This is a genomic window from Sorangium sp. So ce385 (genome assembly GCF_051474135.1).
Classification (GTDB): Bacteria; Myxococcota_A; Polyangia; order Polyangiales; family Polyangiaceae; genus Sorangium; species Sorangium cellulosum_D.
Window position 1 is genome coordinate 3,199,511 of record NZ_CP150337.1, and the last position, 15,639, is coordinate 3,215,149.

The window sequence follows — 15,639 nt, forward strand, 5'->3', positions numbered from 1 at the left end:
CCTCGGTCAGAGCGCGCAGAGCCAAGGATTCTTCGGGCAAGTCCCGCTCGGCGTGACGTTGTCATGCGTGCTGCGCGTCACGAGGAGGACGTCCTCCGGCCACCTCGCCCGCTTGTCCCCGGAGAGCGCCGCCCCGTTGCACTCGGGCAGCGCCTTGACCGCCGCATCGGCCTCGCACGCGGGGAAGCGTGGGGCGCTGATGCAGAGCGGCCCGTCCTTGCCCCACGCGGCCTCGATCTGGAGCGGCATCTGGCTCGTGCTCGGCTGCTGGACGCCCAGGCGGTCGTACACGTCGATGAAGGTGCCGTCGCAGGTATACGCGAGCCCGCTCGAGTATTCGGCCCGCGCCGCGTGGATGCACGCGGCATAGTAGTCGGAGAGCGATTTCCCCTCGAGGGACCCCCAGGGCGGATATCCCCAGTTCACGCATTTGGCGGCGATCCCGGACATGCACGCCAGGGTGAAGACCTTCTTGTCCTCTCCGATGCGTTCGTAGTACTCGCCGGTCGTCTCGTTCCATGCGCCGGGCACCGCGATCGCCCGTCCATGGAGCTGGCTCGTCTGGTCCTGCGGGCAGACGTCTTCGGGGCCGGGTACGTAGTTTTGCCCGAGGCAGGGGTTGATCGCACCGGCGTCGCTGGTCTGCACCACGACATCGTAGATGGGGACCTTCCCGGAGCTGACGCAGCCGTTGCTGCCCGCGAGCCTCAGCGTGACCGGCACGTCTCCGTGCCCGTCGAGATACCCGACCACGTTCGTTGGGAGCGCCTGCGGCGGAACCTCGTTTCCGGCGGCAGAGAAGTACCAGAGCTTCTCGAGGTGTCCACCCCGGTAGCCGCGCGCCTGCGGATTGACCTTGAGCTTCTCGACCTTCGGGGGACGGGGGGAATTGGGGATCTGCCTCTTGAGGGGGAGCTGCGCCGTCGCATGATCGCCGGGCGCGTCCGTCCCGTGAACCCTGGGCGCGTCCGGCGCGCGGCTGCCCGAGTACGTCGAAACCCCGAGCGCTCCGGCGCCGCAGGCGAGCCCTGCGATGGATACCAGCGTCAACCCCAACCCATGGCGAATGCGACCACTCACGGTGACCTCCGGATCAGTGCCACTGCCTCGACGCCCTCCGCGCGGCGCTCGGATCGGGAGCGACGCTCGCGGGGGCAGTTTGTGGCGCGGCGCGAGGCCTCCAAAGCAACCCGCGCGCCAGGCGCCGGAGGGGCGGCGCACGCGAGGGAGCGCCGGCTTTCCCCGCGATCCCTGGGGAGCGCGCGCCGCGGACCTCGGCAGGTCCGCTGGACGAGATTCCGCTCCTGCGCACCGTGTCCGCTCCAGCGGACAGCCCTGGTGCGCGGACCCGCGCCCGCCGCTTGACGATCTGCGTTTCGCGTCTATCTTGAGCGCCGCTGCTGCGGTGTGCGCCTCCCTCGTGCGCGCGCCGGGTCCACACCGGGGGAGAGTGAGCCGCGGCCCCGTCGCGCGATCGCGTCGGCCGCGTGCGTCTTCGTGAATTGGACAGCAGCATGGTTGGCAAATTGCATCTCGATGCGGTGGTGCGTCGCGTGGATGGCGCGACGGCCCGCATCGACAATCCGTTCGGGATCCCGATCACCCTCGTGGCGCGGGAAGATGTCGTCGTCGAGGCCGACGGCATCGAGGAGCTCCTCCGTTTCGCCTCGCTGGAAGGCACGCTGCGCGATCTCCGCGCATGGGAGAAGGCCGGCAGGATCGCCCCGTTCTGGGGCGGCGCGGCCGGCGAGATCCGGTCCATCGTGCTCACGCCCGATTTTCATAAGGGCGCGGGCATCCCCGTGGGCACGGTCGTCGATGCGCGCGGGTTCGTGGTGCCGCAGGCCGTCGGCAACGATGTCTGTTGCGGCATGCGCCTGCTCGCGACGGACGTCGATCGGGACGAGCTCGCGCCGCACGTGGGCGCCCTGAAGCGGCGGCTCCGCGCCATCTTCTTCCAGGGACAGCGCGATATCCCCATGTCGCCGCGCCAGCGCGCGGCCATGCTCCGCGACGGCCTCGCCGGGCTGCACGAGACGGCGGCGGACAACGCCCGCACCGGCCTGTGGAGCCACTACGATCCGCGCGCGCAGCGCGAGGATCTCGAGCGCGTGCACTTCCACGGCGCGTTGCCCGCGCGCGGGACGTTCGCGTTCGACGCGTACATCCAGGCGTCGGGCCGCGCGGACGGGCGCGACATCCAGATCGGCACCGTCGGCGGAGGCAACCACTTCGTCGAGATCCAGGCCGTGGACGAGCTCGTCGACGGCGGGACGGCGCGCGCGTTCGGGCTGACGAAGAACGCCGTCACGATCATGGCCCACGCGGGCTCGGTCGGGCTCGGACACGCGGTCGGCGGCTATTTCAACGAGCGCGCCCGCGCGCTGTACCCGGCGGGGGTGCCCCACCCAGCGCACGGCTTCTATGTGCTGCCGGCGGTGGGGCCCCACGCCCGCGAGGCCTCGGTCTACCTGGATGCGATGCGGAACGCCGCCAATTTCGCCTTCGCGAACCGCCTCTTCCTGGGCCTCATGGTGGTGCGCGCGCTCCAGGAGGTCCTCGGCCGTCGGATCGCGAGCTCGCTCGTGTACGATGCGCCGCACAACCTCATCTGGGAGCCCGACGGCGCCGAGCCGCGCTACTTGCACCGCAAGGGCGCGACGCCCGCCCCGGGACCGGATGGGCAGGGCGGGGTGTTCGCGTACACCGGTCACCCGGTGATCATCCCTGGATCGATGGGCGACGCGAGCTGGGTGCTCGCCGGCGCGGGCCACGCGGAGCTGCTCGCGAGCGCGTGCCACGGCGCGGGCCGCAGCCTCACGCGCGGCCGCTCCGCGCACGCCGACGAGGACCTCTACCGGCGCGCCGTCGAGAAGCTGCATGTCGTGACGCCCCTCGATCCGGATGCGCCGAGCGTCCGGCGGCGGCGCGACATCCTCGCGAAGTACCACCAGCGGATGAAGGAGGAGGCGCCGTATGCCTACAAGCCGATCGCGCCCGTCGTCCGCTCCGTCGAGGATGCCGGGATCGCGCGGCGCGTGGCGCGACTCTGGCCGCTCGTCACGGTCAAGGGATAGGGCGCGCTCCGAACGACGGCGCGACGACCACGCCGCCGGCAAGCCCTGAAGCCGCGCGCGTTCCGGGTTGGCGCCCCCGGAGCAGCGCTGTAGCCTGCGGTGGGAGGTTCGCTCATGGCCAAGGTGACCGCGCTGGGCATGGACACGATCACCGAGAAATCCGGCCACCAGATGACCGGCATGGCCGTCAGCGTGTGCCTGACGCCGGCGGCGCCGAGCCCCTTGCCGATCCCCTATCCCACGATGGGCACGGTCGCCGAGGGGATCATCGATCCCTGCATGCGCACCAAGATCGAGGGGGCCAAGATCCTCACGGTGGGCGGCTGCATGAAGGCCTGTCACGGCAACGAGCCGGGCACGCTGAAAGAGGTCGTCAGCCTCAACACGGCCGGGCCGTGCTTCCCCTGGCTCGGGGCGCCCAACGTCTTCATCGAGCTCGGCATGGCCGGCATCACCGGCAGCATGGGGCAGATGAACAAGAGCATCACCGTCGGCGCGGGCGCCAGCGCGAGCGGCGCGGGCGGGGGCGGGGGCGGCGGCGGGGGCGGCGGCGGCGGCGCCGGCGGTCCGGGCGGCGGCGGCCCGCAGGGCGGGAGCAACGGCGGCGGGGGCGGCGGCGGCTCGAGCAGCGGCGCCTCGCCGCCGAAGCCGCCGGCGCCGCCTCAGGCCGAGGGGCAGGCCGCCGCGGCGCACCCGATCGACGTGGTCACCGGCACCATGTACACGAACCCCAAGCTCGATGTCCTGCTCCCGGGGCCGTTCTCGGTCGGCCTCGTACGCCGGTACGCGACCTCGGCGGTGCGCTCCCGCTGCGGGATGGGCTGGGGCTGGTCGCACAACCTGCACTGGTACGCGCGCAGGCACGGCGACGGGCTCGTGCTCGTGGACCCCGATTTCCGCGAGGTGCACCTCCCCGAGCCCGAGAGCGATCAGGTGCTGGTGCTGCCTTACGGCGTCAAGGTGGGCCGCTTCGGCAGCGACCTCGTGGTGGACCTCGACGACGGCGCCGTGCGCGTGCTCCGCTACGATCCGGCGGAGCTGCGCTATTGCCTCGCGGAGCTGCGCGACGACGCGGGCAACGTGGTCGAGCTCGAGTGGCGCGAGGGCATGCTCGTGCGCCTCGTCGACTGCGCCGGCCGCGTCCTCACGGTCGAGCGGGACGGGAACCTCGTCGTGCATCGGCTCTCGGTGACGGACGACGAGGGAAAGGTCCACCAGAGGACGCTCGTGGTCCTCGAGATCGACGCCCGCGGCGATCTCGTCCGCGCCGTCGACGCAGGCGGCGTCGAGACGCTCTTCGCGTACGACGAGGATCACTACCTCGTCCGGGAGTCCTCGCCGGACGGCATCGATTACCACTTCATCTACGCGGACGTCTCCGGCGAGCGCCGCTGTGTCGAGAGCTGGGGCGAGCTCCGCGGCGGCGACGTGCTGCGCGAGATCGGGTACGCGCCGCCCGCCGGAGCGCCCAGGCCCAAAGGCATCTTCCATACGCGCCTGTCGTGGGGCCCCGAGCCGCTTCAGACGCACGTGATCGACGGCCTGGGGCAGCGGCACCTGTACGTGGGCAACGCCTTCGGGCTCGTCACGGCCTACCAGGATCCGCGGGGGTACATCACCCACTACAGCTACGACGGCGCCGGCCGGCTCCTCGCGATCCGCGACGCCGAGGGGCGCGTCGCGCGCCGGCGCGTCGACATGTCGGGCAGGCACACCGAGGTCTCGGTGGGCGGCGATCTCCTGCGCGCCGTGCGCTTCGACGACGACGCGGGGGCGGTGACCATGACCGAGCCCGGAGGCGCGACGCGGCAGGTGCGCTACCAGGGCTCGAGGGTGACCGAGGAGGTCGACGAGCTCGGCCGCTCCACCGTCTACGGCTACGACCCGCGGGGCCTGCTCGCGCAGGTGATCCACGCCGACGGCACCGAGGACGCTTACGCGTACGACGCGCACGGCAACGTCCGCGAGGTGAGCGCCGGCGGCGGGGTGGCGCGCTTCCGGTACGAGTTCGACCTCCTCGGCCGGCCCGTCCGCGCGGAGACCCCGAAGGGCGTCGCGCTCGAGCTCGATTACGACTCTCGCGATTACGTGATCGCCATCCGGGAGCCCGGGGGCAAGGTCACCTATTTCGATTACGGCCCCACAGGGCACCTCGTCGCCGAGCGGGCGCCGAACGGGCATGAGATCCGGTACCGGATGGTCGGCGACGTCACGGTGGAGTCGGTGCACAGCGACGGGCGCCGCTACCGCGCCGGCTACGACGCGCTGCTGCGCCTCTCCTGGATCGAGAACCCGGCGGGCGAGCGGCACGTCTTCGAGTACGACCCGTCCGGCAACATCCGGGCGGAGACGTCGTTCTCGGGCGTCCGCACGGAGTACGAGCACAGCGGGGTCGCCGAGATCGTCTCGGTGACGAAGGCGGACGGCTCCTGGGTGCGGCTCTCGAGCGACGCGATGGGCCGGCTGCGCGTGCGCGAGCACTCGACGGGCGAGCGCGAGGAGTACGGCTACGACGAGCGCGGCGGGCTGCTCTACGCGAGGAGCGCCGCGTCGGAGGTCGTCTTCGTGCGCGACGCCGCGGGCCGGGTCCTGCGCGAGGAGCAGCGCCTCGGCGGCTTCCAGTTCGCGGTGTCGTACCGCTACGACGACGCCGGCCGCGTCGTGGAGCGGAGCTACTCCTCGGGCTGGCGCGTGACCACCGAGCGCCGCCCGGGCGACGGCGCCCCCACGGCCTGGGAGGTCGCCGTGGAGGAGGCGCGCGCCGCCCGGCTGACGCTCGCCTACGACGAGCGCGGCGTCGAGTCGGAGCGCGCGTTCGGAGAGGACGGGCCGCGCGTGATCACGCGGAGCGACCTGTACGGCCTGCCCGTCCATCGGGCCGTGGTGTCGTCGACCGGCGGCGAGATCGCGGCGCGCTCGTACGCATGGTCCAAGGCGGGGCCGATCGAGGCGGTGGACGACAGCCGCGCGGGGCAGCGGCGCTACGTGCTCGACGAGGTGGGCCGCCCGCTATCGGTGCAGGGGCTCGGCGCGAACGAGCAGCTCTCGTATTCGCCGCAGGGCACCCCGATGCCCCGGGGCGAGGCGTGGGCGCTCGGCCCCGGGGGGCGCCCCGTGCGCACGGCCGACGAGCACCTCACCTGGGACGCCCTCGGCCGCCTGGCGCGGCGCGCCTCGGCGGAGCGCGGAAAGAGCTTCGAGTACCGCTACGACGCGCTGAACCGCCTCGCGGCCGCGGTGCGCGACGACGGCCTCGTGATCCAGTTCCTCTACGACGCGCTCGGCCGCCGCGTCGCGATGACGATGGGCGGCGAGAGCGTCTGGTTCGGCTGGGACGGCGACTCCGCGGTCGAGGAGGTGGCGAGCGGGGGAGGGCGCGTGCGGCGCGTCTTCGCCGACGACGGCTGCACGCCGCTCCTCGAGGCGCGGCAAGGGGCCGACTTCCGCGCGGTCGTGACCGACGCCGCCGGCACGCCGTGGCTCTTCCTGTCCGCGGCCGGCGCCTTCGACGAGGTGGACTTCGGCGCGCTGGGCGACGTGACCCGCCGCTCGGGCGATCCAGGGACGCTGCGCTTCGCCGGGCAGCGCTGGGACGCCCCGACAGGCCTCTTCTACAACCGCCACCGCTACTACGACCCAGCGCTCGGCCTGTACATCACGCCCGATCCCGCGGGGCTCGCCGGGGCGTTCCACGAGCTCGCGTTCGTTCCGAACGTCACGCTGTACATCGACCCTTCGGGGCTCACGACGATCCTCGTCGGCCAGCGCGGCGACAAGGCGATCGAGAGCCACAAGGCCAATCTGCAGAAGATGTATCCGGGGGCCACGGTGCTTTACCACGACGAGCTGAAGAACGCCCCGCTGGCGAACGAGAACCACGTGATCGTGTCGACGCACGGGTACCCGGGCGGGGTCGAGTGGGGAGAGAAGAAGAAGTTCCTGGGGCTCATCCCTTACGGCAACCGGCCCACGGTCAACGGGCAGCAGCTCGGCGACGTGCTGAAGGGCGCGGGCTTCAAGGGGGGGCCGGGCTCGCGCGTCGATCTGTCGACGTGCAACGGCGCGACGCCGCCGGATCCGAAGTGGGGCATCGGCAACGACAGCACGGCGCAGGGCGTCGCAAACGTCACGAAATCGAGCGTCTGGGGCGCCAAGTCGAACGACCCCGCCGCCACGTACCGCGGCGACGTCGAGGATATCTCGGGCAAGAAATGGTATCAGTTCTGGAAGAAGCCGAACAACTGGGGGCCTGGGATGATGGCGCCGGTTGGACAGAGCCCGGTGAACGGGGCGATGAACCCGAGGCGAGATGTGTACGTGCGGAAGGGCGCGTACGTCGAGACCCGGTGAGGAGTTGAGCCATGCCGGCGCCCCGTTTGCCTCACGTCCCCGCGCGTCTCCCCTGGCCCGACACGACCGGGCCGGACCCTTCCCAGGCGGCGCTCGACGCGCTGTGGTCGAAGACGCGCGCGGTGCGCGTTTACCCGGGCGAGCTCGGTGAGCACGGGCCGCTCGCCCGAGCGCCCGTCGTGGAGCTCCGCGGGCCCGACGTCGCCGAGCTCGCGCGTCTCCTCGCGTTCGAGCCGCCGCCGGAGCGCTTCCGGGTGCCGAGCCTTGGGCAGTGCGCGCTCGAGCTCCGGGGCCGCCTGTTCCGCGTCGGTCTGCTCGGGCTCGACGTGGAAGGGGCGCTCCGCGTGATCGGCTGGGGCTCGGACGTCACGCTGCGCGAGCCGGCGGCGGTCTTCGCGTGGCTCGCGGAAAAGGGCGGGCCTCCTCTCGCGGAAGCGCTCCAGCAGGGGGCGCGCTAGCGCTCGGGGTGACGGGGTAAGGCTGAACGCCTCCCGAGCCCAGCTGGCGGGCCGCCCTGCTGAGCGGCTCCTCGTCCTCCGTATTTGCAAGCGTCGATCTCTGGTCCACCTCTTCACCTGGCTTCGTAAAGAAGTGTCTCTACGACTTCTTCGGGAGAAGAGCCGTTGTTCAACCAGATGTCTTCGATCGTGTCGGCGCCCTCGAGCCCGATCCCCTTTTTGTTCAACACCGTGGCCGCTTTGATGTGATCGATTTCAAGGACCCTGAATGAGTCGGAGATCGGGGCTCTCGCCACTTTCTCCATGATGATCAAATCTGCCGGAACCTGAGCTCGTTCAAGGATGATGAGCCCGACGGACAACACGGCCACGGCGGCAGCTGCAATGAAGAAGTTCGTCTTTCCGAAGTGGCTCTTCATGCTTTTCCAGTTGATGGTCACATGGAGAAAAGCAAAGAGCACGAAAGTCAACCCCATCACTTCGTGCAGCACCTCTGTGAAGCCGTCAGCTAAGTGGAAGAACATCAACACGCCGGAAAATCCGACAGAGACAAAGATGAACGCAAGGAAAGGGGTTACAAAAATCCTGTTCAGCTTCATGCTCAATCCTGTCTTGAGGTCCTCGGACGCGCTGGCGATCGCCGGAGCTCCCTCGAGGGCGCTGGGCGAGGTGGGCGGCGGCCCCATGTCCGCGTCATCGCAGCCGGCGAACGCACGACCCGAGGGGGCGGCCGCGATCATCGCGGCCGGCTCGGTACCAGCCGTGCCATTTACGGAGATCCGCCGCAGATGGCGTGCGGCTGCTGAACGCCGCTCGCGCACACACGGTTATTGAGTGCTATATACACATAATTCCGAAGGGGTCACGCGTCAAGAAAAAATGTGCGTGATGCACGCTTCTGCTGGGTGACCGCCCACCAGCCCAGGCGGCCCCGCCTCCGCTCTCTCCCGCCAGCGCGGCCCTCACCCCCCGCCGATCAGCGCCCGAAGCGCGTCCGCTTCCCGCTTCGCCCGCGCCGCGATCGGCAAGAGCCCCACGAGGCACGACGCCGGCACCTCCCGCGCGAGGATCACGCCGTTCTGGCTCCGGAACACGCGGACGCCGCGCGCCCGGAGCCGCGCGGGGCTGATCTCGAGCATCACGTCGACGTTCGAGCGCTTGCCCACCGCGCTCCCCGGCGCGTCGGTGCAGTGCACGTGCGTGCGCGCCGCCGGCCGGATCCCCTCGCGGGCGATGCTCCGGACCGCGTCCACGCTGGTGCCGTGCCAGATCGACGCGTCGCCGTGCACCTCCTCCCAGGACGCCTCCAGGCCGGCGAGCGTCACCGGCATCCCCTCGCGCGAGTGCCCCTGCGAGGCGCGCACCCGGTCGCCCCGGATCTCGAGGCGGTTCTTCGTGTTGTTCTCCACCACCGCGTCGAGCAGCGAGCGCGGCATCCCGAGCGCCCGCAGCACGTCGTCCACGGCCACCCAGCCCGCCTCGTCCATGGCGACGCCCATCGAGGGCGCCCCGTGGCGGAGCAGCCAGGAGAGCTTCTTGCTCATGTCGGTCAAGCGATCGCGGCCCATCGTCAAGCTCCATCCTTTCGAACGTCGGACGAGGAGAAGCATAGACACCCCGCTATCGCGCGGAAGAAGTATTTCTGGATACGCTATCGCGTTTCGCGATAGCGTCCCGGCATGCTCAACCTCGACTGGCTCGGCGCCTTCGTGGTCTTCTCCGAGCACCTCAACTTCACCCGCGCGGCGCGGGCGCTGCACGTCTCGCAGCCGGCGCTCCACGCCCAGATCGGCAAGCTCGGCGACGCGCTCGGCGTCACGCTCTACCAGCGGCGCGGGCAGCGGCTGGAGCTCACGGCGGACGGCAAGCGCGTCGCCGCCTTCGGGCGCGAGGTGGGCGAGCGGACGCGCTCGTTCCTCGACGTCCTTCGCCACGGAGAGAGCCGGGAGCCGGTCGTGCTCTGCGCCGGTGAGGGCTCGTACCTGTACCTGCTCGGCGAGGGGATCCGCGCCTTCACCGCGCGCGCCGTCGCCCCGCTCCGCCTGCTCACGCGCGACCGCGAGGCCACGCTCGACGCCGTCGTGGCGGGCGAGGCGCACCTCGGCGTCGCGCCGCTCGAGGGCGCGCCGGACGGGCTCGCCGCCGACCGCCTCACCGAGGTCGAGCAGGTCCTGGTCGTCCCCGAGGCGCACCCGCTCGCCCGGAAGCGCCGCGCCCACCTGCGCGATCTCGAGGGGGCGCGGCTCGTGGTGCCCGGCCCCGGGCGGCCTCACCGGGCCGCGCTGGCGCAGGCGCTGCTCTCGGCCGGCGTCCGCTGGGAGCCGGCGGTCGAGGCGAACGGCTGGGAGCTGATGCTCCACTTCGTCCGGCTCGGCGTCGGCATCGCCGTGGTCAACGCCTGCTGCCGCCTCCCGCGCGGCCTCGTCGCGCGCCCGCTGCCCGAGCTGCCGCGCAAGGTCTTCTACGTCGTCCACCGGCGCGGCGTCGCCCTCCAGGGCGGGCCCGCGGCGCTCCGGGACGCGCTGCTCGCGCACGGCGCCGCGTGGCAGCGCAAAAACGCGCGCGGCGCGCCGATCGCGCCCGACGTCACGCCGAGCGCGCCGGCGCGCCGGCGCTGAGCTCCCTCACCCGATCTCCGGGCTCAGGCCGCCTTCTTGGACCTCGACTTGCCCTGCTTCGCCTGCTTGCCGCCCACGTCGTCCGGGCGGCTCACCAGCTTCGAGAAGTAGCTCGGCTCGCCGTTCGCCTTGGCCTCCTGGTACACGAAGGCGAGGTTCGACTCCTCGAACTTGGCGAAGAAGTCGTCCCACGAGATCTCCTCGAGCGTGTCCTCCCCGCTGAACCCCGGGAAGTCGATCCGGAGGACGCCGGGCTCCCCGTTCTTCTCGGTCCGCGTGACCGTCGCCGGGCGGCCGCCGCGCGCCTCGACCCAGGCGCGGATCTCGTCGTGATCGACCGTCATGTGGGACGCGTGGTCGTCCTCGGCGCCCTTGCCGCGGGCCTGCTTTCCGCGAGGCCGCTGCTCGGCGCCGCCGCGCTCCTCCTCGTCGTCGTCGAGGTCGATCTGGGCCTCCACCTCGATCTCCTGCGCGCCCTCGCCCGCCTGCCCGCCGCCCTTTCCGCGCGCCTGCTTGGCGTGCGGCCGCTGCTCGGCGCCGCCGGGCTCCTTGTCGAGATCCATCTGGACCTCGATCTCGACGTCCAGCTCGCCGCCGCCGCTCCCGCCCTTCGCGCCGCCCGCCTTCGCCTTGCTGCCGCCCTTCGCGGCGCCGGACGTGGACTTGCCTTTCTGGACCATGTCCTCCGGACGGCTCACCAGCTTGGAGAAGTTGCTCGTCTGCCCGTCCGCCGTCTTCTCCTGGTACACGAAGGCGAGGTTCGACTCCTCGAACTTGGCGAAGAAGTCGTCCCACGAGATCTCCTCGAGCGAGCCCTCCCCGCTGTAGCCGGGGAAATCGATGCGGAGGATGCCGGGCTCACCGTTCTTCTCGGTGCTCTTCACCGTCGCCGGGCGGCCTCCGCGCGATTCGGCCCACTGGCGGATCTCGTCGTGATCGATGGTCATCTGCGATGAATTGGCCGACATGGTCTCTCTCCTGTGCTCGTACGTCGATTGGATCGAGGACGGCAACCTGCGTGCCAGAGGGCCATGAGAAGATCCGCGCGGGTGATGGACGGGCTCATCCGTAGGCGGCCTGGAGCGGCGCGTACGCGCGGCGCGGTACGAGCACGTCCCGCCGTCGGGCGCTGCCGTCGCCCGTGTCGCGCGTGCGAGCCCGGCGTTATCGTGACGAGACCGAGCCGAAAAGGAAGGGAGCTCTGCCGTGGCCGGGCGCAGGCGCGACGAGGCAATCTGCCTCGCCTGCGGCGAAATGCTGTAGTGTCGGGCGCAGGTGTGGAGTGTACGGGGGGACGGCGCTTGACCAGCTCGCCGGCAACGTTTTAGCTGCTCGGTGGGAGGCTGCGCGATGCGCGGAGTTCTATGAAAACGCACTCACACGAACCACAAGAGACGCCGTCATCGAGGTTTGCGCGCCCGCTGCGCCGCGGGCACCGCGGATGGGCTGCGGGGGCCGCGCGCGCCGCGCTCGCGTCGAGCGCGGCGGTGCTCGCGCTCGGGTGCGTGCTGGAGATCGACGCCCCCGGCGCGACGGGCAGCGGTGGGGCCGGCGGCAGCGCAACGGCGAGCGGCGGGGCCGGCGGCGAGGGCGGCGCGGAGAGCACCTCGGCGTCCGGCGGCAGCTGCCCGGGAGAGACCGACTGCTCCGGCGTGTGCGTCGACACGGGCTCCGATCCGGCGAATTGCGGCGCGTGCGGCGACGCCTGCGCAGCAGGGGAGTCGTGCTGCGACGGAACGTGCGCCGACCTGAGCAGCGATGGGCTGCACTGCGGCGCCTGCGGCCATGGCTGTCAGGGTGGGCTGTGCAGCGACGCCGCGTGTCAGCCCGTCGTGCTCGCGACGGCGGCCGGCACGCCCCTCGCCATCGCGGTGGACGCGACCCACGTCTACTGGACGCACCGGGATACGGACGAGATCATGAGTGCGCCCATCGACGGCGGCGAGGCGGTCACGATCGCCGAGAGCTGCCCGTCGTTCGGGATCGAGGTGAGCGCGACGGACGCAACCTGGACCTGCGCCGAGCTCGGCACCCTCTACAGGGCGCCGCTCGAAGGCGGCGAGCCCGTGCCGCTCGCGACCGGGCTGAACCTCCCGATGGGCCTCGCGCTGGACGCGACGAGCATCTATGTGGGCGACGACAGCGCGGTGATGCGGGTCCCGATCGGGGGAGGGGAGGCGGTGGAGCTCGCCGTGGGCAGCGGCTCCCGCCGCCTCGAGATCGACGACACCCACGTCTACTGGACCAACGCGGACGCGAGCACCATCCGGAAGGTGCCGATCGGAGGGGGCGAGGACGTGATCCTCGCGACCGGATACTTCGAGTCGCACGAGGTCGCGCTCGACGCGACCACCGTGTACTGGACGACCCCGGGCGAGGGGCCGAGCGTGGGCTCGGTGAACAAGGTGCCCAAGGCGGGTGGCACGCCGGTGGCGCTCGCCGCGGGCCAGGCGTCCCCGTTCTTCATCGCGGTGGACGGGGCCCACGTGTACTGGGTCAACGTGGCCGACGGCGAGATCAAGAGGGTGCCTGTCGACGGCGGCGAGGCGGTCGTGGTGATCTCGGGCGTATCGCCGAACGACCTGGCGGTCGACGGCACCAGCATCTACTGGACCGATGAGAGCGGCTTCGTGATGAAGCTGGCCAAGTAGGCGCCCGGCGCGCCGAATGGACGAGGGAGGCCCACGCCGCAGCGCGCCAGCGCGTCGACCCGCTGCGCGAGCGCCGGGCGGGTGCTACCTAGCATCGAGCGGCGCGAGCCGCGCTGCCGAGGCCGAGCACGTGACCGCCGCGTACCATCTGCTCCTCCGGGCTGCTGTGCTCGCCGTGACCACGGCGACCGCGACGGCGGCGGCCGCGCGCGAGCCTCGACCTCCTGCGGCTGCTCCCGCCACGGGCGCGCCGCGGGCCGCGCCCGCCCTGCCGTCCGCGCGCTCGCGTCGGCCTGCGCCGGCCCTCCCTGCCGCGCGCGCCCCGCAGCCCGCGCCCGCGCCGTCGGCGCGCGCCCCGCATCCCGCGCCCGCCCCGCCGTCGGCGCGCGCCCCGCAGCCCGCGCCGGCCCTGCCTGCCGCGCGCGCCCCGCATCCCGCGCCCGCCCCGCCGGCCGCGCCGGAGCCGCCCTCGGCGCCGCCGGTCGCGCCCGAGCCCGAGCCCGCGGCCTGGCGCGCCCTCGTGGTCGGCGGCGGCCCGCGGCCGCCCATGAACCAGGTGGCCATCGAAGGCCACGTCCGGTACTTCCAGTCGCTGCTCCCGGCCACGGTGGAGCGCCGCGTCCTCTTCGCCGACGGGAGCCGGGGCACGCGGAGCGTGCAGTTCCTCGACGGCCTCCGCATGCGCTACCGCGCGCCCAGGCTGCCGCGCATCGACGGCGCGACGACCCGCCGCGGGTTCGACGCGATCTGGCGCAAGTTCGTCCGCGCGCGCCCGGCCGACCCGCTGCTCCTGTACTTCGCCGGCCACGGGAGCCCGGATCCGCGGCGCGATCTCGACAACAACGTGTTCGACCTCTGGGGCGGCGGGGGGCTGTCCGTGCGCGACCTCGCCGCCCGCATGGAGCAGCTGCCCGACGACACGCCCGTCGTCCTCGTCATGGCCCAGTGCTTCTCCGGCGCCTTCGCGAACCTCCTCTTCGAGGGCGGCCGGCCCGACGGCGAGCTCGTCGAGCGCGACGTCGTGGGGTTCTTCGCGGCGACCCGGGACCGCCCCGCGTCGGGCTGCACGCCCGAGATCAACGAGGCGGATTACACCGACTTCAGCAGCTATTTCTTCGCCGCCCTCTCGGGCGTCGATCGCCTCGGCAACCGCGTCGGCGGCGCCGATTTCGACCAGAACCGGTTCGTGGGGATGAACGAGGCGTTCGCGTACGCCCTCCTCCACCAGGCGACCGGCGACGTGCCGGTCGCGACGTCCGATGTGTTCCTCCGTCGCTTCGTGAACAAGCCCGATCACGAGACCATGGCGACGCCCTATTCCAGGGTCCTCTCGTGGTCGAGCCCGGCCGAGCGGGCCGCCCTCGAGGGCCTCTCGGACGCGCTCGGCCTCCGCGGCGAGCACCGGCTGCGGGCGGCGTACGACCGCGAGTTCGGGCCAGGCGTGGGCAGGAAGGACGTGGAGGACGTGACGTCGGCGCACCGGCTGCGGTTCATCCGGCTCGCCAAGAGCGTGGTGCTGGCGAGGGCGCTGCGGCAGAGCGGCGATCGCGCCCTGGTCGAGCGCTTCGAGCGGCTGCGCGCCGCCGAGGCGCGCAACCCGCTCGCCGAGGCCAAGGCCGCGAGCCAGGCGCGGCAGGACACGAGGCGGCGCGCCGCCCGGTGACGTAGCTCCGTGCGTCAGAGATCCCGCCAGGGATGGCTGACGCACGGAACCAGCGGCGGCCTCGCCGGCCTACCCAGGGGCTCCGCCACGGCGCTCGGCGCGGGGCGCCGCACGCCTCACGGCGCGGGCTTCTCCTCCACCTGCATCGCGAACAGATCCGTCACGCCGGGGTCGATTCCCATCTGCGTGAGCAGGGTGGTCACCTGGCCGCGGTGATGGGTCTGATGGTTGAAGAAATGGCCCACCGTCCACCAGAGCGGCTGGGTCAACACCGTGCCGCCCCGCGTGAAGGTCAGGTCGCCCGAGAGCGCCTGCTCATCGATCTGGTGCACCCAGGCGAGGATGTCCGCGTCGGTCCTGGCGCGCTCGCGGGAGAGATCGTCGAAGTCTGCGTAGAGCTCCTGCGACAGCGAGGTGATCTCGATGGCCCTGCCGCTCGCGTCGCGCACCGCGAACCGCTCCTCGTCGCCGGTGAAGCGCCCCATCCACCTGCGATCGGCGAGCAGGAGGTGGTTCAACGTGCCGTGGATCGACCTGAAGAAGGCCCCGCGATCGCGCTTGCGCTCCGCGTCGTCGAGCTTGCCGACCAGCGCATAGAGCTTGTCGTTCATCCACAGGTTGTAGCGAGCCAATGCGCGATATTGATCTACCCAGCTCATGAGTCAACCTCGTCCGTCCAGGTGCAGGCACGCACCCTATCACGCTCGCCCGCGACCGCGAACCCCCGGCCCGCGCCGCCGCGGACGCGCGTGCGGCTTCGACGGGCCCGCGTCACCCTCGCGGACGGCGCGCCTCGGACGCATCGCCGCCGTCGCGCGCAGC

Annotated in this window: 11 protein-coding genes; 6 read left to right on the plus strand and 5 right to left on the minus strand. The window is 71.8% G+C overall.

Annotation, left to right across the window (positions count from 1 at the left end; genetic code table 11):
• Window positions 1-6: 6 nt before the first annotated feature.
• The gene (locus WME83_RS11975) at window positions 7-1,050 is read right to left on the minus strand and encodes an ADYC domain-containing protein (RefSeq protein ID WP_437319407.1); all 1,044 of its coding nucleotides are present in this window, start codon (window positions 1,048-1,050) and stop codon (window positions 7-9) included.
• Between the two features lie 503 nt (window positions 1,051-1,553).
• Between WME83_RS11975 and WME83_RS11980 the strand changes: the two genes are divergently transcribed.
• The 3 genes from WME83_RS11980 (at window position 1,554) to WME83_RS11990 (ending at window position 7,885) form a co-directional block, all read left to right on the plus strand.
• Window positions 1,554-3,077, plus strand: a complete 1,524-nt coding sequence (locus WME83_RS11980) for an RtcB family protein (protein ID WP_437319408.1) — start codon at window positions 1,554-1,556, stop codon at window positions 3,075-3,077.
• A 114-nt stretch (window positions 3,078-3,191) separates the two neighbouring features.
• Window positions 3,192-7,427 (plus strand): PAAR-like domain-containing protein, encoded by a 4,236-nt coding sequence (locus WME83_RS11985; protein ID WP_437319409.1) that lies wholly within the window; start codon window positions 3,192-3,194, stop codon window positions 7,425-7,427.
• A gap of 11 nt (window positions 7,428-7,438) precedes the next feature.
• The gene (locus tag WME83_RS11990) at window positions 7,439-7,885 is read left to right on the plus strand and encodes a hypothetical protein (RefSeq protein WP_437319410.1); all 447 of its coding nucleotides are present in this window, start codon (window positions 7,439-7,441) and stop codon (window positions 7,883-7,885) included.
• 113 nt (window positions 7,886-7,998) lie between these two features.
• Here WME83_RS11990 and WME83_RS11995 read toward each other — a convergent pair whose 3' ends face one another.
• Window positions 7,999-8,706: a DUF4405 domain-containing protein gene (locus WME83_RS11995; protein ID WP_437319411.1), complete on the minus strand. Its 708-nt coding sequence runs from the start codon at window positions 8,704-8,706 to the stop codon at window positions 7,999-8,001.
• Between the two features lie 141 nt (window positions 8,707-8,847).
• Window positions 8,848-9,453, minus strand: a complete 606-nt coding sequence (locus tag WME83_RS12000; RefSeq protein WP_437321986.1) for an RNA 2'-phosphotransferase — start codon at window positions 9,451-9,453, stop codon at window positions 8,848-8,850.
• Window positions 9,454-9,564: 111 nt separating this feature from the next.
• On the opposite strand from WME83_RS12000, the gene WME83_RS12005 reads away from it, so the two are divergent.
• Window positions 9,565-10,503 (plus strand): LysR family transcriptional regulator, encoded by a 939-nt coding sequence (locus tag WME83_RS12005; protein WP_437319412.1) that lies wholly within the window; start codon window positions 9,565-9,567, stop codon window positions 10,501-10,503.
• Window positions 10,504-10,526: 23 nt separating this feature from the next.
• Here WME83_RS12005 and WME83_RS12010 read toward each other — a convergent pair whose 3' ends face one another.
• A complete protein-coding gene (locus WME83_RS12010) occupies window positions 10,527-11,471 on the minus strand; it encodes a lipocalin/fatty-acid binding family protein (protein ID WP_437319413.1) in 945 nt (314 codons plus the stop codon).
• 519 nt (window positions 11,472-11,990) lie between these two features.
• On the opposite strand from WME83_RS12010, the gene WME83_RS12015 reads away from it, so the two are divergent.
• The gene (locus WME83_RS12015) at window positions 11,991-13,154 is read left to right on the plus strand and encodes a hypothetical protein (protein WP_437319414.1); all 1,164 of its coding nucleotides are present in this window, start codon (window positions 11,991-11,993) and stop codon (window positions 13,152-13,154) included.
• A 130-nt stretch (window positions 13,155-13,284) separates the two neighbouring features.
• Window positions 13,285-14,817 (plus strand): hypothetical protein, encoded by a 1,533-nt coding sequence (locus WME83_RS12020; RefSeq protein ID WP_437319415.1) that lies wholly within the window; start codon window positions 13,285-13,287, stop codon window positions 14,815-14,817.
• A gap of 116 nt (window positions 14,818-14,933) precedes the next feature.
• Here the strand turns inward: WME83_RS12020 and WME83_RS12025 are convergent, their stop codons facing one another.
• On the minus strand, window positions 14,934-15,476 hold the full coding sequence (locus tag WME83_RS12025; protein WP_437319416.1) for a DinB family protein: 543 nt from the start codon (window positions 15,474-15,476) through the stop codon (window positions 14,934-14,936).
• Window positions 15,477-15,639 lie beyond the last annotated feature (163 nt).